The 20,104-nt window shown below is 66.2% G+C and carries 25 protein-coding genes; 8 read left to right on the top strand and 17 right to left on the bottom strand.

Features of this window, described 5'->3' with window-relative positions; all coding sequences use genetic code 11:
* Positions 1–68 precede the first annotated feature (68 nt).
* Positions 69–806 (top strand): FkbM family methyltransferase, encoded by a 738-nt coding sequence (locus tag EG799_RS07710; protein ID WP_123880036.1) that lies wholly within the window; start codon positions 69–71, stop codon positions 804–806.
* 104 nt (positions 807–910) lie between these two features.
* Complete coding sequence (locus EG799_RS07705; RefSeq protein WP_158611036.1) at positions 911–1,462, top strand: phosphatase PAP2 family protein; 552 nt, start codon at positions 911–913, stop codon at positions 1,460–1,462.
* Here EG799_RS07705 and EG799_RS07700 read toward each other — a convergent pair.
* Positions 1,444–1,770 (bottom strand): hypothetical protein, encoded by a 327-nt coding sequence (locus tag EG799_RS07700; RefSeq protein ID WP_123880032.1) that lies wholly within the window; start codon positions 1,768–1,770, stop codon positions 1,444–1,446. The genes EG799_RS07705 and EG799_RS07700 overlap by 19 nt on opposite strands.
* 98 nt (positions 1,771–1,868) lie before the next feature.
* Positions 1,869–3,155 carry a phosphoribosylamine--glycine ligase gene (gene purD / locus EG799_RS07695; protein ID WP_123880030.1) on the bottom strand — a complete coding sequence of 429 codons (1,287 nt, stop codon included), beginning with the start codon at positions 3,153–3,155 and terminating at the stop codon, positions 1,869–1,871.
* On the opposite strand from purD, the gene xseA reads away from it, so the two are divergent.
* The 4 genes from xseA to EG799_RS07675 all read left to right on the top strand — a co-directional run bounded on the left by xseA (position 3,154) and on the right by EG799_RS07675 (position 6,933).
* Positions 3,154–4,740: an exodeoxyribonuclease VII large subunit gene (gene xseA, locus EG799_RS07690; protein ID WP_123880028.1), complete on the top strand. Its 1,587-nt coding sequence runs from the start codon at positions 3,154–3,156 to the stop codon at positions 4,738–4,740. The two genes, purD and xseA, sit on opposite strands and share 2 nt — an antisense overlap.
* A gap of 27 nt (positions 4,741–4,767) precedes the next feature.
* Positions 4,768–4,971 (top strand): DUF2093 domain-containing protein, encoded by a 204-nt coding sequence (locus EG799_RS07685; RefSeq protein ID WP_123880026.1) that lies wholly within the window; start codon positions 4,768–4,770, stop codon positions 4,969–4,971.
* A 113-nt stretch (positions 4,972–5,084) separates the two neighbouring features.
* The gene (locus tag EG799_RS07680; protein WP_234029071.1) at positions 5,085–5,906 is read left to right on the top strand and encodes a M23 family metallopeptidase; all 822 of its coding nucleotides are present in this window, start codon (positions 5,085–5,087) and stop codon (positions 5,904–5,906) included.
* 40 nt (positions 5,907–5,946) lie between these two features.
* Positions 5,947–6,933, top strand: coding sequence for an esterase-like activity of phytase family protein (locus tag EG799_RS07675; RefSeq protein ID WP_158611035.1), 987 nt, complete (start codon positions 5,947–5,949; stop codon positions 6,931–6,933).
* A 45-nt stretch (positions 6,934–6,978) separates the two neighbouring features.
* Here the strand turns inward: EG799_RS07675 and rpmB are convergent, their stop codons facing one another.
* Positions 6,979–7,281, bottom strand: coding sequence for a 50S ribosomal protein L28 (rpmB, locus tag EG799_RS07670; RefSeq protein ID WP_123880020.1), 303 nt, complete (start codon positions 7,279–7,281; stop codon positions 6,979–6,981).
* Positions 7,282–7,435: 154 nt separating this feature from the next.
* On the opposite strand from rpmB, the gene EG799_RS07665 reads away from it, so the two are divergent.
* Both EG799_RS07665 and EG799_RS07660 read left to right on the top strand, forming a co-directional pair.
* Positions 7,436–7,684 (top strand): hypothetical protein, encoded by a 249-nt coding sequence (locus tag EG799_RS07665; RefSeq protein ID WP_123880018.1) that lies wholly within the window; start codon positions 7,436–7,438, stop codon positions 7,682–7,684.
* Between the two features lie 40 nt (positions 7,685–7,724).
* Positions 7,725–8,153, top strand: a complete 429-nt coding sequence (locus EG799_RS07660; protein ID WP_123880016.1) for a nucleoside deaminase — start codon at positions 7,725–7,727, stop codon at positions 8,151–8,153.
* Between the two features lie 40 nt (positions 8,154–8,193).
* Here EG799_RS07660 and EG799_RS07655 read toward each other — a convergent pair whose 3' ends face one another.
* The 14 genes from EG799_RS07655 to EG799_RS07590 form a co-directional block, all read right to left on the bottom strand.
* Entirely contained in the window at positions 8,194–8,796 is a 603-nt protein-coding gene (locus EG799_RS07655) for a hypothetical protein (protein WP_123880014.1), read from the bottom strand.
* 26 nt (positions 8,797–8,822) lie between these two features.
* Positions 8,823–9,569: a ribonuclease T2 family protein gene (locus tag EG799_RS07650; RefSeq protein WP_234029070.1), complete on the bottom strand. Its 747-nt coding sequence runs from the start codon at positions 9,567–9,569 to the stop codon at positions 8,823–8,825.
* Positions 9,545–9,964: a hypothetical protein gene (locus EG799_RS07645; RefSeq protein WP_123880012.1), complete on the bottom strand. Its 420-nt coding sequence runs from the start codon at positions 9,962–9,964 to the stop codon at positions 9,545–9,547. The genes EG799_RS07650 and EG799_RS07645 overlap by 25 nt, the downstream gene beginning before the upstream one ends.
* Before the next feature lie 79 nt (positions 9,965–10,043).
* On the bottom strand, positions 10,044–10,457 hold the full coding sequence (locus tag EG799_RS07640) for a hypothetical protein (RefSeq protein ID WP_123880010.1): 414 nt from the start codon (positions 10,455–10,457) through the stop codon (positions 10,044–10,046).
* A gap of 5 nt (positions 10,458–10,462) precedes the next feature.
* Positions 10,463–11,326, bottom strand: coding sequence for a carboxylating nicotinate-nucleotide diphosphorylase (nadC, locus tag EG799_RS07635; protein ID WP_181950883.1), 864 nt, complete (start codon positions 11,324–11,326; stop codon positions 10,463–10,465).
* A 20-nt stretch (positions 11,327–11,346) separates the two neighbouring features.
* Entirely contained in the window at positions 11,347–12,141 is a 795-nt protein-coding gene (locus EG799_RS07630) for a LytR/AlgR family response regulator transcription factor (protein WP_123880006.1), read from the bottom strand.
* Positions 12,138–13,340 (bottom strand): sensor histidine kinase, encoded by a 1,203-nt coding sequence (locus EG799_RS07625; protein ID WP_123880004.1) that lies wholly within the window; start codon positions 13,338–13,340, stop codon positions 12,138–12,140. Before EG799_RS07625 ends, EG799_RS07630 begins: the two co-directional genes overlap by 4 nt.
* Positions 13,341–13,418: 78 nt before the next feature.
* On the bottom strand, positions 13,419–14,111 hold the full coding sequence (locus tag EG799_RS07620; protein ID WP_123880002.1) for a DsbA family protein: 693 nt from the start codon (positions 14,109–14,111) through the stop codon (positions 13,419–13,421).
* A gap of 13 nt (positions 14,112–14,124) precedes the next feature.
* Positions 14,125–15,537: a M48 family metalloprotease gene (locus EG799_RS07615; RefSeq protein WP_181950882.1), complete on the bottom strand. Its 1,413-nt coding sequence runs from the start codon at positions 15,535–15,537 to the stop codon at positions 14,125–14,127.
* A 46-nt stretch (positions 15,538–15,583) separates the two neighbouring features.
* Positions 15,584–16,714, bottom strand: coding sequence for a phosphatase domain-containing protein (locus EG799_RS07610; RefSeq protein ID WP_123880000.1), 1,131 nt, complete (start codon positions 16,712–16,714; stop codon positions 15,584–15,586).
* Between the two features lie 63 nt (positions 16,715–16,777).
* The gene (locus tag EG799_RS07605; protein WP_234029069.1) at positions 16,778–18,202 is read right to left on the bottom strand and encodes a PAS domain-containing protein; all 1,425 of its coding nucleotides are present in this window, start codon (positions 18,200–18,202) and stop codon (positions 16,778–16,780) included.
* 94 nt (positions 18,203–18,296) lie between these two features.
* Positions 18,297–18,776 carry a DUF2141 domain-containing protein gene (locus tag EG799_RS07600; protein ID WP_181950934.1) on the bottom strand — a complete coding sequence of 160 codons (480 nt, stop codon included), beginning with the start codon at positions 18,774–18,776 and terminating at the stop codon, positions 18,297–18,299.
* Complete coding sequence (locus EG799_RS07595) at positions 18,743–19,456, bottom strand: sterol desaturase family protein (protein ID WP_123882944.1); 714 nt, start codon at positions 19,454–19,456, stop codon at positions 18,743–18,745. The genes EG799_RS07600 and EG799_RS07595 overlap by 34 nt, the downstream gene beginning before the upstream one ends.
* A 60-nt stretch (positions 19,457–19,516) precedes the next feature.
* The gene (locus tag EG799_RS07590) at positions 19,517–20,047 is read right to left on the bottom strand and encodes an MmcB family DNA repair protein (RefSeq protein ID WP_123879996.1); all 531 of its coding nucleotides are present in this window, start codon (positions 20,045–20,047) and stop codon (positions 19,517–19,519) included.
* Positions 20,048–20,104 lie beyond the last annotated feature (57 nt).

Here is a 20,104-nt window from a genome sequence, read left to right as displayed (position 1 = left end):
GCTTTTCGGTCGTTATGCCCTTGTGGGACCATTCGGGGGGCTAGTGCGTGAAAAGGCAGTTGCGATTCGTGCAGACGAAATTCCCGTCCGTGCGCCCGGCGAAGTTTGCCTTCCAAAACTTCCTGACCCGCGCTTTCGGCCTGCACATGGATATCGACTTCCGCGTCCTTTCCGCGCTTCGCCCGATAGGCCTGGCGCTCGATATCGGCGGAAACTGGGGCCAGAGCATCCACGCCCTGCAGCGCTGCGCCTCGCCCGGAAGGATACTCAGCTTCGAACCCAACCGGGAACTGGCCGACCGGCTCGCGGCCCGGTTCACGCGCGACGATACGGTGGACGTCGTGTCGAAGGCACTCGCCGACAAAAGCGGTCAGATGACGCTCTACGTCCCGCGATACGGTCGATACAGCTACGACGGATTGGCCTCGATAGACCGGGAGGAGGCCCGGTCGTGGCTCAATCCGAAGACAATGAGCTGGTTCGACGAAAATGCGATGGAGCTGGACGAACACGTCGTCGAAGTGATCAGGCTGGACGATCTCCGGCTGTCGCCCGACGTTGTGAAGATCGACGTCCAGGGTGCGGAGGAACTGGTCGTTCGCGGCGGCATCGAAACCTTCGAACGGCACAGGCCGGTCAGCATCATCGAAAACCCATCCGCCCCGCTTACCAGGCTGCTCGGTGAGCTCGGCCTCGATCCCTATGCGTTCGACGGCAGAAAACTTTGTCCGCATGACGGTACGTGGAAGAACACCATCTTCATGAGTGAAACGGACGCGAAGAGGGTATCCGCTTCACGTGAATAGGCGGTTGCTTATGGTCCGGAACCGGCGCGCGAAGTAGACACGAAGCGCTGCCGGAGGATCGCGCAATGGCTTGTCACACGCCGCCACGCCGTAAATTGCCCCGAATGATCTCCCCCAGCGGGAAGAAGCTTGCCGCGTTGGCGGCCCCTGCAATAATCCTCGCACAGCCCGCCCTGGCGGATACCCGGGGCGACTGGGCGACGGCAAGCGATGTCGGTGTCGGCGCACTCACCGCGTGGTCCATCGGCGTTCCGGTGGCCGAGGGCGATGCGCGCGGTGCGATCGAGGCGGGGGTGTCCATCAGCGCGGCCGAACTGGCGGCGCAGGGGCTGAAGGCGACTATCTCCGAGAGGCGCCCGGACGGGAGCGATGCCAACAGCTTCCCCTCCGGCCACGCTAGCATGGCTTTCTCGGCGGCGACCCGCATCGCCGAGCGGCGCGGATTGAGCGAAGGCATCCCCGCCTTCGCGCTTGCCGGTTTCGTGGGCGTGGCGCGCGTCCAGGCGGACAAGCACTACTGGCACGACGTGGCGGCGGGCGCCGGCATCGGCGTGCTGTCGGGCATCCTGCTCACGCACGCACGCCATCCCGACAGGGCGACGATGGTATGGGGCGATGCTCACGGCGCGGGGGTGAGTTACGCGATGCGGTTCTGAGCGTTACGCAATACGTTCGGATCGCTCATAAAATCGCGCGGCGTAGGGTCGCCGGAGAAGCTGACGCGCCAAGCCGCCGAATTTTGCAACAGCGACCAGTCGAAAATGAGGCCTTTGCTTCTAAGAAAATTGTCGCGGCGACGAACGAGCCGCATGTTGGCCTGCCAAACATTAAGACCGATAAAACCGGCACTCATGAGAAACAGTGCAATCGATACCGCAAACACCGGCCAACCGATTTCAACCAGACCAAGTTCGACCGGAATATATGGCAACAAGGCGGCCAACATGGCGGTCGAAATAACCAACTTGGACCATCTGTTGAATTCCCGATCGCCACGACGTGATATGGACTTGGTGACCGCCGTTCTCCGCAGTTTCCGGCGAAGATTTCTTGTCCAACGTATCACCCCTCCCGCTCGACCTCGCGCCAGCCGATGTCCCGGCGGGTGAAGCCGCTAGCAAAGGAAATGGCGTCCACCCCCCGGTAGGCACGGTGCCGCGCTTCGTGCACCGTATCGCCGGTGGCGGTGACATTGAGGACTCGGCCACCATTGGCGGTAAGGGTGCCATCCTCGCCGCGTGCGGTACCGGCGTGGAAGACGATGGCGCCGTCCGCCTCCGCCCCTCCCAGATCGATGGAGCCGCCCTTTTCCGGCGTGCCGGGATAGCCCTTCGCCGCCATGACGACGGTGAGCGCGGTTTCGTCGGAAAAGCGCGGCGCGGGCCGACCGGCCAGCGTGCCGTTGGCGCAGGCGAGCATGGCGTCGGCGAGGTCGCTGTCCAGCCGCACCATCAGCACCTGACATTCCGGGTCGCCGAAGCGGCAATTGTATTCGACCAGTTTCGGACCATCATCCGTCAGCATCAGGCCTGCGTAAAGCACGCCGGAATAAGGCGCGCCCTCCGCGGCCATCTGGCGGACGGTCGGCGCGACGATCTCCGTCATGGCCCGCGCCAGCAAGCCTTCCGTCAGCACCCGCGCCGGGCTGTAGGCGCCCATGCCGCCGGTATTCGGGCCAGTATCGCCCTCGCCCACCCGCTTGTGATCCTGCGCGGTGCCGAAGGGGACAACGGTCTCGCCATCGGAGAGGGCGAAGAGGCTGACTTCCTCGCCTTTCATGAACTCCTCGATCACGACTTCCGCTCCGGCCTCTCCGAAGGCGCCGCCGAACATCTCGACCAGCGCGTCCTCGGCCGCCTCGCGCGTTTCGGCAATGACGACACCCTTCCCCGCGGCCAGCCCGTCGGCCTTCAGCACCCACGGCGCCGCGAATCGGTCCAGCGCTGCCTTCGCGTCAGGAAGCGACGTCGCATGGACGTAGCCCGCCGTGGGAATTCCCGCCCGCGCGCACAGATCCTTGGTGAAGCTCTTGCTGCCTTCAAGCCGCGCGGCTGCCTTCGAAGGACCGAATACCGGCACGCCCGCGCCCCGCAAGCTATCCGCGAGACCTGCTACCAGCGGCGCTTCCGGACCGATCACGACCAGACCAATATCCTTCGCGCGGGCGAAGGCGACCACCGCCGCGTGATCGCCGGCGTCGATCTTGGCCAGCGTCGCGCATTGCGCGATGCCGGGGTTTCCGGGCGATGCGAACAGCGTTCCGCCGTTTTCGCGGATCGCCCGGCATTGCGCGAGCTTCCAGCAAAGCGCATGTTCGCGTCCGCCCGATCCCAGCACCAGGATGTTCATGCCGCGCAATTCTCCGTTCGACGATCAGCCTTCGGCCGACCTGTTAGCGACCAGCGAAGCGGGCGACAATTCCGCGCCGATTTCCGTGTCGGAATTGTCTCAGGCACTGAAGCGCACGGTAGAGGACCGGTTCGGTTACGTGCGCCTGCGCGGCGAACTCTCGGGCGTGAAGCGCGCAGCGTCGGGCCACATGTATCTGGCGTTGAAGGACGACAAGGCGGTGCTGGACGGGGTAATGTGGAAGAGCGCGGTTCCGCGTCTTTCCTTCCACCCCGAAGACGGGATCGAGGTGGTCGCCAGCGGCAAGCTCACCACCTATCCGGGTCGCAGCAAATACCAGATCGTGATCGAGCGGATGGAGATCGCGGGCGAGGGCGCGCTGCTTGCCCTGCTCGAAAAGACCCGGAAGCGGCTGGAGGCCGAGGGGCTGTTCGCCACCGAACGCAAGCGCCCCCTGCCCTTCGCGCCGCGCGTGATCGGCGTCGTCACCTCGCCCACCGGGGCAGTGATTCGCGACATCCTGCACCGGCTCGAGGATCGCTTTCCCACGCATGTCGTGGTCTGGCCGGTCGTCGTGCAGGGGGACGGCGCGGCAAAACAGGTCGCCGATGCGGTGCACGGCTTCGGAACACTCCCCGGCGGGGGGAAAGTGCCACGGCCGGACTTGCTGATCGTGGCGCGCGGCGGCGGTTCCATAGAGGATCTGTGGTCCTTCAACGAGGAGATCGTGGTGCGTGCCGTCGCCGAAAGCCCGATCCCCGTCATCAGCGCCGTCGGGCACGAAACCGATACCACGCTATGCGACCATGCTGCCGACCGGCGTGCGCCCACGCCCACCGCCGCCGCCGAGATCGCGGTGCCGGTGCTGCGCGAGATCGCGGCCATGCTGGAGGAAATGCGCCTGCGCCAGCGCAGATGCGCCGACCGCCCCGTGCAGCTCGGCCGCGAACGGCTGGGGGCGCGGGTATCGCGTCTGCCGCGACCCGAAGCGCTGTTGCAGGCGCAGGCGCAGCGGCTCGACGAGGCAGGCGAACGGCTGCGGCGCGCCCTGCTGGACCGCGCGGCACGCGGGCGGCACGCGCTGGCGGACCTGCGTCTCTCCCCGGCGATGCTGCGTGACCGGGCTGAAACCGCGCGCACCCGGCTTTCCGCTGCAACGCCGCGCCCCGCCGCGATGCAGGATCGGCTGTCGCGATCGGAAGAGCGGCTGGCAGCGGTCCGGTTCGCCCCTTACCTCGCAACCGCCCCTGTCGTTCGTGCCAGGGACCGTCTCGCCGCGACGCGGCTCACCCCCGCCCTCGTCACCCGGCCGCTGGCGGAACGTGGACAACGCCTCGCCGCGCTTGAGCGGCTACGCGTCCAGCTCGACCCCAAAGCGCCTCTGCAACGCGGCTACGCGCTGGTTTGCGCGCCGGGCCATCCGGTCATCTCGAGCAGGGACGTGGCGGAGCGGCAGGATGTCCTGACGCTCGAATTCGCCGACGGCACCCTGCAGGCGGTGCCCGCCGCGTCCGCACCGCGCAGGCGTGCATCGGTCAAACGTGCTGCGGCGAAACCTGCGGACGGACAACCCAAATTGCTTTGAGGACAGACGCGCATTACATGCAGCTCCATGTTGATGTCCGCTTCGGAAAAACCCGCCACCCTGATCTACGGCCCCAACGGCTTTCGCGTCGTGAAACCGGGCCACTACGTCTCCTGCGCCGTTAGCGGCATTCCGGTGCCGCTGGAGGAATTGCGCTACTGGAGCGTGGACCGCCAGGAAGCCTACGCCACCGCCGAACTCAGTACTCGCCGGGCGCTCGGCGAAGAATGAGACGGACGATCCGCGCCGTATGGGCGCTCGCCGCGACCGCGTCGATTTCGGCATGCGCCGTCGTTCCGCAAACGGATACGCCCCGAGAAACGTCGACGGTGCAGGCGGTTCCGATGCCAACCTCCTCCCCGGCTCCGGTGACCCTTCCCGCGCCCGCTCCGGCACCGACCGGTCCCAGCACCTTCGTCTATGACGGCGAGCTGACGCAAGGTGGCTGGATTCGCGGGCAGGCGCCCGGGGGAACGCAGTCGGCCAGGTTGGGCGATGAGGTGCTGGTCCTGGACGATGACGGCCACTTCTTCGCCGCGTTCGACCGCGATGCCGGCCTGCAGACCGAACTGGTCGCCACGCTGGACGACGGCCGCACGATTCGCAGCCCACTGGCCGTTTCTGCGCGCGACTGGAATATAGAGCGGGTCAACGTCGCGCGCAGCAGCGGCGGACCGAGCGAGGCGTTCATGCGCCGTCGGCAACCCGAACTCGAAGCCATCTGGGACGCGCGCACCGCCGACTCCAATACCGATGGCTGGAAGCAGGATTTCATCTGGCCGCTGACGGGCCGCATCTCCGGGCGCTTCGGTTCGCAACGCATCTATCGCGGCGAACCGGGAAGCTACCATTCGGGGATCGACATAGCGACAGGCGGCAGCGGCGATCCCTTCGTCGCCCCGGCGGACGGCGTGGTGACGCTGGCGACCGATTCGCCCTTCAGCCTCGAGGGCAACCTCCTCATCATCGATCACGGCGCCGGGCTGAACAGCGCCTTCCTGCATCTGACCGACATCGCGGTGCACGAGGGCGAGCGGGTGCGCCAGGGCCAGCTGCTCGGCCATATCGGCAGTTCGGGCCGCGCCACCGGCCCGCATTTGCACTGGAGCCTGAAATGGCGCGACGCGCGGCTCGATCCGATCCTCTTCACCGGGCCGATGCCCTGATCTGCGCCCCCTGGCCGGGCCTGGCGGCGAAGGGGCCGGCGTGAGGCATCGGCGGATCGCCGCCATCGCCGCGCTCGTTCTTGGCCTTGCCCCGTCGACATGGCTGCGCAGCGAGGTCGTAGACGGCAAGCTTGCGGATTTCCGGATCACGCCGCTATCCGACTTCACCAGTGACCCGGTCGCCACCGGCGTCCGGATCGAGGGCGTGTGGGAAATCCAGGCCGACAACCTCCAGTTCGGTGGATATTCCGCCCTGCTTCCGCTTGCCGGCGGTCACTTGCGCGCCTTTTCCGATCGCGGCTACCGCCTGACCTTTCCGGAACCCGGCGCACGAGGCCGCTTCCCGACGCTGTCGCGCCAGCTCGCGCTTGCCCCTTACGCCCCGGAGCTGTGGGATATCGAATCGGCCACGCGCGACCCCGATGGCGGCGATTACTGGCTCGGCTACGAGAGCACCCACGCATTCCAGCGATTCTCGAACGCCAGCACGCCGATGGCTGTCCGACTGATCGGGGGCGACGTGAACTGGCCCTCCAACAGCGGCGCCGAATCGCTGGTGCGGCTTGCCGATGGGCGCTTTCTCGTCCTGCCCGAAAGCGGGCGGGACGCGCTGATCTATCGCGGCGATCCGGTCGAGACCCCTTCCTTCGCCACATCCCCGGTGAGCTGGCCGATAGCGGGCTACAACCCCACCGACGCCGCCCAGCTTCCCGACGGGCGCGTGATCATCCTGATGCGCAGGGTTGCCTGGGGTTTCCCGCCATTCTCCAGCCTGCTGGTCATCGCCGATCCCGCGACCCTGCAAGCCGGCCAGCCCTGGAACACATATCTGCTGGCGCGACTGGACCGGCTGGTGCCCAGCGAGAATTACGAAGGTCTGGCCGTTCGCCGGGCCGGGCGGGACGCGGCGGAAATCTGGATGATATCCGACGACAATCGCTCCGCCTTCCAGCGTACGCTGCTCGTCCGGATGCGGCTCGACTACGCATCGGGCAAAGTGCACCAAAAAGCGCGCGAGAGCCGGTAGCCCCCGCGCGCCTTCCTCTCATCTGGTGAAGGAGGCCGTGCGGCCTCAGGCGGCGGCGCTGTCCGATCCAGCCATCGCCTTCTTCAGTTCGCGCTTCACCTTGAGCGCCTGCGCCGACAGCTTGGCGTCGCTGGTCTTCAGCAGCCAGTTGTCGAGCCCGCCATTGTGCTCCACCGAACGCAGCCCGTGCGTCGACACGCGGAACTTGAAGCTGCGATCCAGCTTCTCGCTCAGCAACGTGACGTGTTGCAGGTTCGGCAGAAAGACGCGCTTGGTCTTGTTGTTGGCGTGGCTGACATTGTGGCCGACCTGGCGGCCCTTGCCGGTAAGTTCGCAGATGCGCGACATGGCGATTCTCTCGCTTGGAAAAGAGTTTTACGGTACAGCAATGAGCTGGGAAAGGCGCGCGCTTACAGACGCCGTGCAGATTCGTCAAGCGCCGGGGGCGCTTGCCACGGCGGTCCGCTTGGCTATAGCGGCGGGGCAACCAAGGGAGTCAATCATGAAGAAAATCATCGCCGTAATGGCCGTGGCGGGTGCCGCCCTGTCGCTCGCCGCCTGCGACGTCGACCAGACCGAAGAGGCCGAGCTGCCCGAGGTCGAAGGTGGCAACATGCCCGAATACGACGTTTCCGCGCCGGACGTGGATGTCGAGACCGGCACCGAGACGGTCGAGGTTCCCACCCTCGACGTCGATGTCGATGAAGCGGACGACGCCGCGGGCGAGCCCGTCACCGGCGACGAAGAGTAAACCCCGACCGGCTGGTTCCGGCGTGTTCGGCCGTCCGTTCATGGACCGCGCGCTGGACCTGGCCCGCGAAGCGGCGCTGGCAGGCGAAGTGCCCGTCGGCGCCGTTATCGTGAGCGGCGGGGAGATCGTTGCGGAGGCGGCGAACGAGACGCGCCGCCGGCCTGACCCCACCGCCCACGCCGAAATGCTGGCAATCCGCCGCGCGGCCCACACGCTCGGGCAGGAGCGCCTGACCGGCTGCGAACTCTACGTCACGCTCGAGCCATGCGCCATGTGCGCCGGCGCCATCGCCCACGCCCGCCTGGCCCGCCTCCACTACGCCGCGTCCGATCCCAAGGGCGGCGCGGTCGATCACGGCGCGCGCATATTCGCGCAGCTGCAATGCCTTCACAGCCCGGAGGTGACGGCGGGGACTGGGGAAGGCGAGGCGGCGAGCCTGCTTCGCGCGTTCTTTGTGGAACGGCGGTGAGGGTTTGTCGCGCCGGCGGGGGCTGCTTGCCGCCAGGATGCTACTCCAGCGCGGGGATCATCTTCGCTGGAACCCTTATCGTCTTCGAACGGGAATCGGTGATGTTGTAACCGGGCGAAAACAGCCGCAGGCACAGATCGTCCTTCGTTTCGCGAAGATCGTAAGTCGGCAGCCGAACTTGCCCTGACGTCTCCGGCCGAACTTCCCGATGAGCTACCGGGACGTAGACGCGGTAGTGAAACGCGTCATCAGTACCGGGTTGCAATACCGGCGATGCGGAGAGCAGGCCGAGATCGTCGCCATTCCCGCTATATGGTCCGAAAGCGATAAGACCGCGTGGGTTGGAAAGCGGACAGAAATCGGCATGGACGTACACGCTATCTACCGCGTCCGCGAGGGCTGTCAGATTCGTTTCGGAGCGCAAGCGAATTTCCAGAAACTCTCCATAATACGCCGCGGTTTTGGCGCGAACAGGCGGAGAGGTGGCGATGTGCACGGACTCCACGGCGTAGGTTCCAAGGTTCTGACCGCAACCGGCAAGCAGACATGCCACCGAGAGAACGGCAATTCGCACAGGCAGCTTCATGATACTCGCCTTGTTGGAGACGAAGTCCCGCGTTCGACAGGCGATGCGATCTGCCATTTTTCAACGCCCCCCTTCGCAAGCCTTCACAACCCGCGCCAGATCCGTACCCGCTCGGCGTCCGCCGGGCCGAACCGCCGCGCGTCGCAGCGAGCAGGGCGGAAACGGGTATCGTAGCACAGACGCATTTCCTCCAGCCAGCCGCGTTCGTTGAGGACGAGGCCGACCATCTCCGGCTCCCAGTAGCGATTGGCGTCGGCGAAGGCGTTGCGGATATCGGAGGCGCTCAGATCGCGGTCGCGGGACAGGCGATCGAAGTCGGGCCAGCGCAGCGAATTCCATAAGATGCGCGTGATTCTGAGATATCCGTCCGGATCGCGCACCATGCACGAGCCGTGCTTGGCCCATTCATGCGCGATCAGGCCCGCATCGGGTGTCATGCACAGGCTCGCGCGGACCTCCGTTTGCGAGGGGCGGCGGTCGGTGGGGCACCATTGCGGCCAGCCGCCCCGCCGCCCTTCCGGCCACAGACCGTGAACCACGAAGGCGAACCGTCCTTCGCGCCCCGAACACTGGCGTGCGTGGCGGGCATTTCCCTCGCGGAAGCGGCAGAATTCGGGGCTCCAGCTGAGGGCGAGGGTGTATCCGCCGACCGGCACCCTCCGCACCGGTCCGTCACGGCGGACATTCGGCAGGATTACGGGGCCGGACGGAACGCGGCACTGGTAGGCCTGCGCCCGCGCGTTTCCGGGCATGCCCGGTGCGGCGAGGGCGACCGCGGCAGCCGCCGCCAGCGTGCCCGCCGCCGCTATCGACCGCGCGTGGCGAGCCATTCCCTGGCATCGGGCTGAAACAGGAACCATAGGGCAACCGCCTGAAAGATGATCGTGACGAGCCCGGTTATGCTGACCGAGCCGACACCCGCGATCAGCGCCAGCGGAATGGTGACGACGTTGTAGACAAGGATCGCCAGCATGATCCACTTCACGAAACCCAGCCGCTTTCGCGAGACGAGCCACCACAGCACGACCGACAGCAGGAAGCCGAAGGCGAGACTGGCGTAAAGCGTCGCCTCACCGGTCGATCCCATGCCGCCAAGGCCGCTGCGCGCCAGTTCGGCTTCCAGCGTGGCACGCATGGTGCCGAGGTTGAGAAGCGTCTTCGCCAGCCCCGTCAGAATCGACAGGATGTAGAACATGTCGAACTTGCGGATGGAATCGGGTCGCATCCTTGTCCCCTCGCGCGATGCCGCCTGTTGCGACGGGGCGAATGGCACAGCCGGGCGAACCGGTAAAGCAGGCAGACGCCTATTCGCGGCCCCCGGCGAACCACGCCGCGGCCGCAGGGGTGAACAGGCATACGGCTGCGAAGAGCGCGAGCGCGAGGCTCGCCCACCATGCCCCGCTCGCCGTTCCGTCGGCAATCGCGACAGGCGCGCTCGCCAGCCGGGCCAGTGCCACGGCGGCGACGAACCAGCGGGCGAAGCGCACGGCCAGCAGCCACACGAGCGCCACCGGGATCGCGGCGATGGTCAGCCGGGCGCTGGCAAGGACGATCGCGGCGTCCCGCCCCGGCGCGGGCACCGGCAGATGCGACACGTACCAGGCGGCATAGGCGGGAAGGTCGGTCATGGCCGCGCCAAAGGCGATCAGCCCCTGCGCGAGAAACAGCGCGGCGAACAGGTGGATAGCTAGGGGCCGCGGGCCGGACCGGCGGCGCACGACCCTCACAGCGGCGTGAAATCGAGCCCGATATCGGCCGCCGGCGCGCTTTGCGTAAGCCGTCCGACCGAAACGAAGTCCACGCCCGTTGCCGCTTTCGCCGCAATCGTGGTGAGGTCGATACCCCCCGACGCCTCGCTCGCGGCGCGGCCGGCAATGATGCCGACCGCCTCGCGCAGCGTGTCGGCGTCCATGTTGTCGAGCAGGATGTGGTCCGCCCCCGCGGCAAGTGCCGGTTCGATCTGGTCCAGGCGGTCGACCTCGCAGATGATGCGTCCCACGCCCGCCTCGCGCGCCCGGCGAACCGCCTCCCCAACACTTCCGGCGACGAGGATGTGGTTGTCCTTGATCATCGCCGCGTCCCACAACCCCATGCGGTGATTGCTGCCCCCGCCGGTGCGGACGGCGTATTTCTCCAGCTGCCGCAGACCCGGAATGGTCTTGCGCGTGTCGAGCAAGGTGCAATCGGCATCATCCATCGCGCGCACGTATTCGCGCACCATGGTGGCGATACCCGACAGGTGCTGCACGGTGTTCAACGCGCTGCGCTCTGCGGTCAGCATGGCGCGGGCATTGCCCGACAGGCGCATGAGATCGGTGCCCGGTTCGACCTCGGCCCCCTCCTCGACCAGCATCGCGATCTCCATCCCGGGATCGAGCCGGCGAAAGAACGCCTCGGCGACCGGCAGGCCGGCGACGACGATCGCGTCGCGGCTATCCATCACGCCCGAGAACCGCGCATCTGCCGGAATCACGCTCTCGGCCGTCACGTCCGCCCCGCCGCCGGGCAGTCCTTCGCCGAGATCCTCGGCCAGCGTGTCGCGGACAAAGGTGGCAAGGTCGAAGCCTTCGATGCGGAACTCTTTCACGATCTCTCCGGAGGGGGAGGTCAATGCACGAACCGCGCCACGACATCCCTGTAGGAGCGGCTGACCTTCACCTCCTGCCCGCTTTCCAGCACCAGGAAACATTCGCCATTGGTGTGCGGCTTCACCTGCCGCACCTGGTCGAGATTGACGATGGTGGACCGGTGCACGCGCTGGAAATTCTTCGGATCGAGCCGGCGCTCGAGGTCTTTCATCGTTTCGCGCAGGATCAGCGAGTTGTCGCCGGTATAGATGCACATGTAGTCGCCGGCAGCCTCGATATGCTCGATCGTGTCGACATCCACGCGGAAGATCTGCCCGCGATCCTTGACGTTGATCATCTTCTCGTAGCGGCCCGCGACTTCCTCGCCGCCCTCCATCTCGTCGAGGCTTTCCGGACTGACTTCCGCCAGCACGTCTTTCAGCTTCTCGGCCTCGTGCGCGCTCGCCTTCTCTGCCATCCGCTGGCGCACGCGCTCGACGGTGTCGGCCAGCTTGTCCTCGTCCACCGGCTTCATCAGGTAATTGACGGCGTTGGCCTCGAACGCGCGGATGGCGTGTTCCTGGTAGGCGGTGACGAAAACGAACAGCGGCGGCTCGATCTCCATCACCCCCTTGACCACGGAAAAGCCGTCGAAACCAGGCATCTGGATATCGAGGAAGACGAGGTCGGGCTTCAACGTCTTGATCGCGCGTATCGCCTCGCGCCCGTTGGCACAGGTTTCTATCACCTCGATATCGGAAAAGGGTTCGAGGCGGAGTTGCAGGCCCTGGATGGCCAGTTTCTCGTCATCGACGAGGATCGTGCGTATGCTCATGCGGGTGTTCCGATTTGTGAGGCCCTGTTGCGGTCGGTCCTGTCCGCATCAACGGACGAGGGGCGGGTAGGTTTCGCCGGGGACGAGACGCTCTCGGCCTCGTTTTCGGCAGGTTCGTGGGGCACTTCGATGATGACGGTAAAACCACCGTCCGGCGGTGTCTCGATATCGAAACGGTGATCCTCCTCGCCATAGGCCTGGTTCAGCCGTTCGGCGATATTGGCGAGCCCCACGCCGGTCGAGGAAGGTCGGTTGGCGAGCGTTTCGGCACCACGCTGCTTGCCCTGAAGGCCGGGCCCGGTGTCGGACACCGTCAGCCTGAGGCGCGAGCCGATGATCTGCGCGGCGAGCGAGATGCGTGCGCCCTCCTCCTGAGCGGACACGCCATACTTGATCGCGTTCTCCACCAGCGGTTGCAGCAGGAAAGAAGGAATGCAGGCGTCCGCCGCGCGCGGATCGATGCGGAAATCGGTACGCAGCCGTTCCTCGAACCGCATGCGTTCGATATCGAGATAGAGTTTCAGCGTTTCCACCTCCTGCGCCACCGTGACCCGCGCGCCGGGTTGCGTGACGAGCGTGTGGCGCAGAAAGCTCGAAAGCCGGGTCAGCATGGCGTTCGCCGGCTCCGACTGCTTGAGCAGGACGAGCGTGCTGATCGAGTTCAACGTGTTGAACAGGAAATGCGGATTGAGCTGGTAGCGCAGCATCGCGAGTTGCGCGCTCGTCGCCTGGGCTTCCAGCCGTTCAAGCCGGTCCGCCTGCTGCTCCACCTGAAGGAAGAAGTTGATCGCGTAATACAAGGCCGACCACGCTCCCAGCAAGGTCATGTCGAGATAGGACACGCCTAGCATCAGCTGCGCGAAACTGGCCTCGCTTCCCTGATAGACGTCGATCGTCCAGGCGTCGATGAAGGCGCTGACCGCCACCGCGATCGCCAGTGCCACCACGGTCGCGCTCCACGTGACGATGGGCCGGCGGTTGATGAGGTTCGAATAGACGACGGACAGGACGGTGCTGATGGAAAAGCCGGCGACGGCTGCAATGACCAGCACCACGAGAAAGTCGAAAGGGCGCTCGTTGGCGATGGAAGTCGCCGCCCGAAACACCAGGGAACCGCCCCAGCCGAAGGTCTGCAACCGCCAGAAGGCGCGGTTCTTGTCCGCGAAGAAGGGTGTCGGTTGAAAGGGCAGCATGGCCATGGTGCCCGTTCTAGCGGGCGCAGGGGCTCTCGTCAGAGGGATTTGCATGAAGGCATCTCCCCTTTCCCCCGTTCCGTCTCAGGATTCGCGCGCCGCGGCGACCGCATCGTCCAGCGCCTGCTGACCGACCGCGCCCGCCAGCATCCTGTCGCCCGCGATGAAGGCGGGCGTCCCGCCCACCCCCAGCTGCTGCGCAAGGAAAACGTTGTTCTGCAACTGCCCGTCAAACGCGCCGCTGTCGATCGCAGCGCGCGCACGCGCGAGATCGACGCCGGCGGCGCGCGCTGCGTTCGCGATGCTTTGCGCAGAGAGGGAATCGGCGGTGAACATGGCGTTGTGGAACGCTTCGAACTTGCCCTGCCCCGCGGCGGCAAGGGCCATGCGCGCGGCATCGACACTGCCCTCGGACAGGATGGGATACTCACGGATGACCACCTTCAGATCGGGATTGGCGGCGACGAGGGCATTCACGTCGTCGACGCTCTGGCGGCAGTAGCCACACGCGTAATCGGAGAATTCGACAAGCGTGACCGCGCCGTCCGGATTGCCCAGCACGGCCCCGGGGAAGGCCGTTTCCAGCTCGCCGCGCAGCGGTGCGAGTTTCGCCACCGTGTCGCGTCGCTGCAATTCGTCTATCGCCTCGGGCAGAACTTCGGGGTGCGCAAGAAGATATTCGCGCGTCTCGCTCGGGCCCAGGCCCGCCCACTCCCAGGCAGCGGCCCCGGCAAATCCGGCGAGGAGGGCGATGATGACGGTGACAATCCAGCGCATGACGCCCCCGTGGCTAGTCGCGCGAGCGCTGTTCGTCCAGTTGCGCGCGGGCCTGCATGGCGACGTCCTGCGCGCGAATCCAGTCAGCGGAGCCGGACGGCAACGCCGCTTCCGCGCTTTGCGCGCTGACGAGCGCGGCCTGCGGATTGCCCGACATGATCTGCTGCTCGGCACTGGCAAGGCGGGCGCGCGGAATATCACCGCGCATGCCGTAGACCATGCCCAGCTGGTACCAGGCGAAGGGATTCTCCCGGTCGCGGCCCACCGCCGCCCGAAGCACCGTTTCCGCCTCGTCGAGATGCGAGCGATCCTCCGTCGCCAGCAGCGCATGGCCGAGCATGGAGGCGATCAGCGGATTGGCGTTCGTCAGCCGGGTCGCGCCGCGCAGCGGATCCAGTGCCTCGTCCACCCGGCCCGATTCGAGCAGGACCTGTCCCTTGAGTTCAAGGAAGTAGGGATTGTCGGGATCGTGCTCCAGCAGGGCGTTCACCTCGTCCAGCGACTGCTCGACGCGGGCCTCCTTGTGGTAGGCATAGGCCCGGGCATAGCGCGCCGGATCGCTCGTCATGCTTTCGGGGAAGAAGGTCAGCGTCCGCTCCGGCGGAGCGAGAAACCCGTAGAGCTTCGCCTTAACCCGCTGAAAGCGTTCCTCGATTTCGGGATCGCCGGGAGCGTTCCACGCCGGGTCCGCTTCGTACCCTTCGCGAAGCCGCGCCAGCCGGTTGCCGGTCAGCGGGTGCGTGCGGGAGTATTCGCGGTCGTCCGCCTGGCTCACGCCGTGCCGGAATTCGAGGTTCTGCAGTTTCTCGAAGAAGGCCAGGCTGCCCCGGCCGCTTATGCCGGCATCGGAAAGAAATTGCGCACCGGCGGCATCGGCGCTCGCCTCCTGCACGCGGCTGAAGGAAAGGAAAGAGCCCATCGCAGCCTGCTGTCCGGCGGCCATGACGCCCATCGCCGCGTCCCCCGAACCAGCCAGCGCGGCGGCGGCGGCAAGGACCATCGACAGCAGCGAGATCTTCGCGGCGTTGCCGGCACCTTCGGAATAGCGGTTCACGTGGCCGCCGGTAATGTGGCCCATTTCATGCGCCAGGACGCCCTGAACCTCGTTGGCGCTGTCGGCGGCGTTGATGAGGCCCGAATGCACGAAGATGCGCTGGCCGCCGGCGACGAAGGCATTGATCGAATTGTCGTTGACCAGCACGACATCGACAGCGCCCTCGCCCAGCCCCGCCGCCTCGGCCAGCGGATCCACCATGTCCTGCAACAGCTGCTCGGTTTCCGCATCGCGCAGGATGCTCATGCCACCTTGCGCCGCGACGGGTTGGACGGTCATGGCGAGAGCGGCCAGCACGGCGAGCATCCGCGCGCTCCAGCGGGCGAGAATGCGGTCCGTACGAGCGGACGGCGGGGCGGGGTTGCGGGTCATGTGCGATTGCTGCCTAGACCCTTCGGCGCTGAACCGGAACTGAAGATCACGGGCCGCCCGGATCCCCCGCGATCGGCTCGGCACCGGTGTCGACCTTCTCGACCGCCTTCACGATCTGCTCCGTCTCACCGCCCGGCGTGAAGCCGACAGTGTCGAGGAAATCGCGACCCTCGACGTAGGTTTCCCCGAGCCAGAGCGGCACGCCCGCCGCCTCTATCGCTGCCTGAGCCGCTACTTCCGCGGGCGAAAATTCGCTCTCGGAAACCTTGCGCAGGAACACCGCGGCGATGCGTCCGGGAAAGCGCTCTACCGCGCCGGCGAAGGCCGGCAGATCGCCCTGCGTATCGTCGCCGATCAGGGCGAAGCGCATCGCCGGATACATTCCCAGCACCTCGTCGATGGCAGCGTCCTTGTGCGCGCCGTGACTGTTCGACCCGAAAGTCTCGCGGTTCAATCCCCAGTCGCGCAGCTTGAGGGGGCCGAGCGGCAGTCCCTTGGCGCGCTGGAAGGCGACGAGGTAGGAAAACAGGTTCCACGGCGAGCTTGAAACGTAGAAGAATGGCCGCCTGGTCGCCGGTATGCATTCCCTGGCGCGTTTTTCGCCCGGTTCCAGCACCCCGCCGCTCAACTGGCCGAAAAAAGCGTCGGCACCGGGGACCGCGACCCGGTCGCCGGGCATCTGCGCGAACACCCGGTCCCAGTTTCGCGCGAACCCCCTGAGGCCGCCGGTCAGGCCTGTCTCGATGATCGTGTCGTCGATGTCGGAGATGACCGCGATCCGGCTGTCGCTACCCGGGGCGAGAATATGGGCGTCGACCCGTTGCGGCCGGGCGGTGCCAGTCCAGTGGAGGCTCGCCGTCTCCCAGACGGGACGGTCGGGCAGATCCCAGGGCCGGGAAAAGGTGACGTCGAACAGGACGTAGCCCTCCTTATCCGTTATCCGCTCCTCGCGCAGCAGCAGACCGTTGGGACCGGCGATCTCGAGGCGGACGCTAAGCCCGGCAATCTCGTGACTGATGAAATGGCGGGCCATCCGGCTGATCGCGCCGAGCCGGCTCACCTTGCCGAAATCCGCTGATCTCGACCGCAGGGCCCGCGCCGACAGGATCAGCCGGTCGCGGCTGCGATGGCCCAATAACGGCTGGATGCGAACGGGGTGACGGGGGATGAACGGCATGGGCGGCGAAGCGCTAGCCGTTCAGTCCCGGCGATGCAAAACCGCGTTCGCGGCGCCGAACCCTCAGCCGATCAATTCCCGCGCCGCCTTTTCGATCAGCGGCGTATTGCCCGGAACCTCGCCCAGCACGACAACCTCTCCGGCTTCGGTCCGGCGGATCATGACGAGGGCGAACTCCTCGCCCCGATCGGACAGGGCGGTGAAATCCTGCGGGGCAAGCGCGCGCAGCTTCCTCGCGATGGCGAGGCGTGGACCCCGTGGCCGTTCGTCCTGCGGCACCCCGCTAGCAGCGCGGCGGTGGGCCCGCTCGGCGGCCACGACCCCCTTGAGACCGCCTTCGGCATTGCCGAGATATCCGGCGAGCGCTCCTTGCGGAATACCCTCTCTCTGCGCCAGCGACAGCACGGCGGCGTATTCGGTCAGGCGGGTCTTGTCGTAATCGGCCCCGAATACGAGCTTCACGACCGGCGTCATTGGCGCGCGATCCTGCATGGCGATTCCGGCATCCTCCAGCAGGGCCGCGAAATCAGCGGGCTCCCGGGCCGCGGCAAGCGCGAAATCGTGCGCTCGCGAGACCGCCTCGTATAGGGCGGCCCGGGTGCGATCCTCGCTTGCGCGGGCGGCTCGCGCCATTTCGCGCGCCACGGCCAACCAGTCCCCCAGCGCCATGTCCGCGTTGTCCGGAGCCTGCGGAAAGGCCACCTCATCGAGATCGAGAACGTCCTCGTCATCGGCTGGCCGTTCGACATGGGATAGGCCGAAGGTCGGTGCCGGCAAATCCTTGTGCGGCACCGGCTCGCTATCGACCGCCGCCGGCGTACCAGGGCCATCGGCCCAGTCGGTCAGCCCATCTGCCGCGCGGCGCGACACGGCTAGCGGCGAATCGAGCGCTTGATCGATTTCCAGCAGCAACTCGTCGGCCGAGTGGCTGTCGGCCATTTCCTTCCAGTTGATGACGCCGAAGATGAAGTCGATCGTCTCGTCATCGCTGGAGAACGGCAGAAGGATGCCGCGATAAAGAATCGTTGCTCCGCGCTGATTGACGAATTCGGCCTCGAACCCGATCGGCGCCTGGTTGGCGAGGATCTGCATGTAGTGATCCGTGATGCGGCTCAGCAGCGAGCGCGACGGCACATCCGAAAGGCGGTCGATATCCATCTCCGCCGCGTCGCATTCCGCAGCCAGTTTCGGACCGAGATAGCCGATTCGCGGATCCTCGATGCCGTGCGAGAAGTCGAGCAGCACCGAATGCGGCCCGAAATCGGGAAGCAGATCGGGGTCGAGATCCTCGATCGAGGGAAAGCTGCGCTCGTCCAGCAGGCCGGCCCAGAAATTGTAGGCGCGTACCTGCATCCGGCGCTCGTCCTGGCCGATGGCGGGCGGCGGCGCGTCGTCGGCGGAAGAGTGAGCGGGCTCGTCTTCCACCACGTCGATCTCGTCCGTATCGAACGCTCCGAAAGTTCCACGCATCTGATCCATGCCGTCCATGCCCTTTATCCCTTGCTGGCACGGCCTTTCTGGCGCGACGTGGTAAATAAATCGTGAAGTTGCGCCCGTTTCGGCGCATCGCCGAACCCGGTCGCTAGAGCATGTAGCGCATGCGGATCGAGCGGTGCTGCGCCGTTTCGCCAACCGCTATCGCGGCCTCGTCGAACTTGGGCGGGCCCATGCGCACCGGTGCGTCGCGCGAAAAGCCGAATCCTTCCTTGGGCATCATGCCGAGAGCGCGATCGGCGCGACCGTTGTCGTTCTCGTCATGCAGTAGCGCGATGGCGTATCTCCCCGGCGACACTCCGCGAAAATGCAATTCGTGCGCCTGCGATGCGGGCACCACGACACGGAAGCTTCGCGCATCGTCGCGGCAGCGGGGAAATCGCTCGGGATCGGCCGTCATGCAGGCACGCACCGTGCCCTCGCCCGAGCGCAGGTTCGTCACCTCGACGATCACCTCGGTCCCCCCCGTGCGCGCCGGATCGGCCGCCAGCGGCGTGGAGAATCCGGCCAGCACGAGCGAGGCGGTGACGAAGGTCAGGGTGCGGAAAGTCCGCGGTCGGTTTGGCACAGGCGATCCCAGAAGCGAAAATAGAGGCCGTAATTGCAGTTGTAGGCCTGATGATGAACGTGGTGGTGGCTCGCCGTTATCAGCCATTTGCCTAAGGGCGAATGAACGAAACGCGCGGGAAACATCTCCCAGCCCATGTGATTGGTCACGCCCATCACGGTCATGATCGTCAGCACGAGCGCGAGGACCGCGACATGAACCGGCACCAGGAAGACGAGCAGCGGAATCACGACGGCGCCCGTAACCGCTTCGATCGGGTGAAAGCTCATCGCCGCCCAGGCGGTGGGCGGACGACTGGCATGATGCACGGCATGAGCGATGCGGAACAGGCGCGGGCGGTGCATCAGTCGGTGCGTCCAGTAGAACCAGCTATCGTGCGCGAAGAGGTAGATCAGCAGCGAAACCGGCAGGTACCAGAGCGGAAGTGCCGTCCATTCGGTGTAGATGCGCGTCCAACCTCGCTCCTGCCAACCCCAGGCGACCACGCCTGCCGGAATGCCGTAGATCGCCGCTGAAACCAGAGACCAGCGGATTTCCCGCCCGATCTGCTTGCCCAGCCTGTCGTACAGGCCAGGGCGTCTTCGCGAGGTCGCAAGGGCGAAGGCACCGCTCGCCAAAGCGTAGCGCGCGGCGACGATACCCGTCATGGCGAGGGCGGAAAGGACGATCGCAAACCACATGGCCATGCTTCGTATGCCCGCATTCGGACGCGATTGACAGGGCGGAACGAGCCGCGCGCGCTAGCCGGCCAGTTCGGCGCCCCAGCTACTGCAATGCGGATCGGCGGCAACGAGCTGGCGGCGCATGGACGTGCGCGCCAGGCGCTCGACCTCCAGCCGGCGGCGCGCGGCGGCGAGAGGATGGCTCGGCGCCGGGCGAACGATCTCCGCATCGTATTCGTCGGCCACGATCACGCCGCAGCATTCGGGTCGGTAATCCGCCCCGTCCAGGATCGCGCGATCGAGTTCGGGAGGAAGGCCCCAGTAGAAGCGATCGCAAAAGTCGAGATAGTCCGGCCACTTCCCGTCACCCAGCAGATCGCCGCGCGCCGTCTTCACCTCCACGATCACGATCTTGCCCTTGGCATCGACCCCCATGAGATCGGCGCGGCGACCGTTGCGCAGCGGCATTTCCGTCAGCGTCCAGATGTCGTTGCGGGCGAACAAACGCCCTATGCCCCGGCATACGGCGCGCGAACGCAACGCGAAGGCATCCTGGGCGGAAGCGGTATCTTGGTCCGGCTTGGCGGCGGCGATCAGCGAATCGGGCATGGCCGCATGCTGGAACGAAATAAGAACACGGTCAAGCGCGGGGAAGCGCGGTCGAAC

This window comes from Aurantiacibacter spongiae (assembly GCF_003815535.1).
Lineage (GTDB): Bacteria > Pseudomonadota > Alphaproteobacteria > Sphingomonadales > Sphingomonadaceae > Alteraurantiacibacter > Alteraurantiacibacter spongiae.
This window is presented reverse-complemented; position numbering and strand designations above follow the sequence as displayed.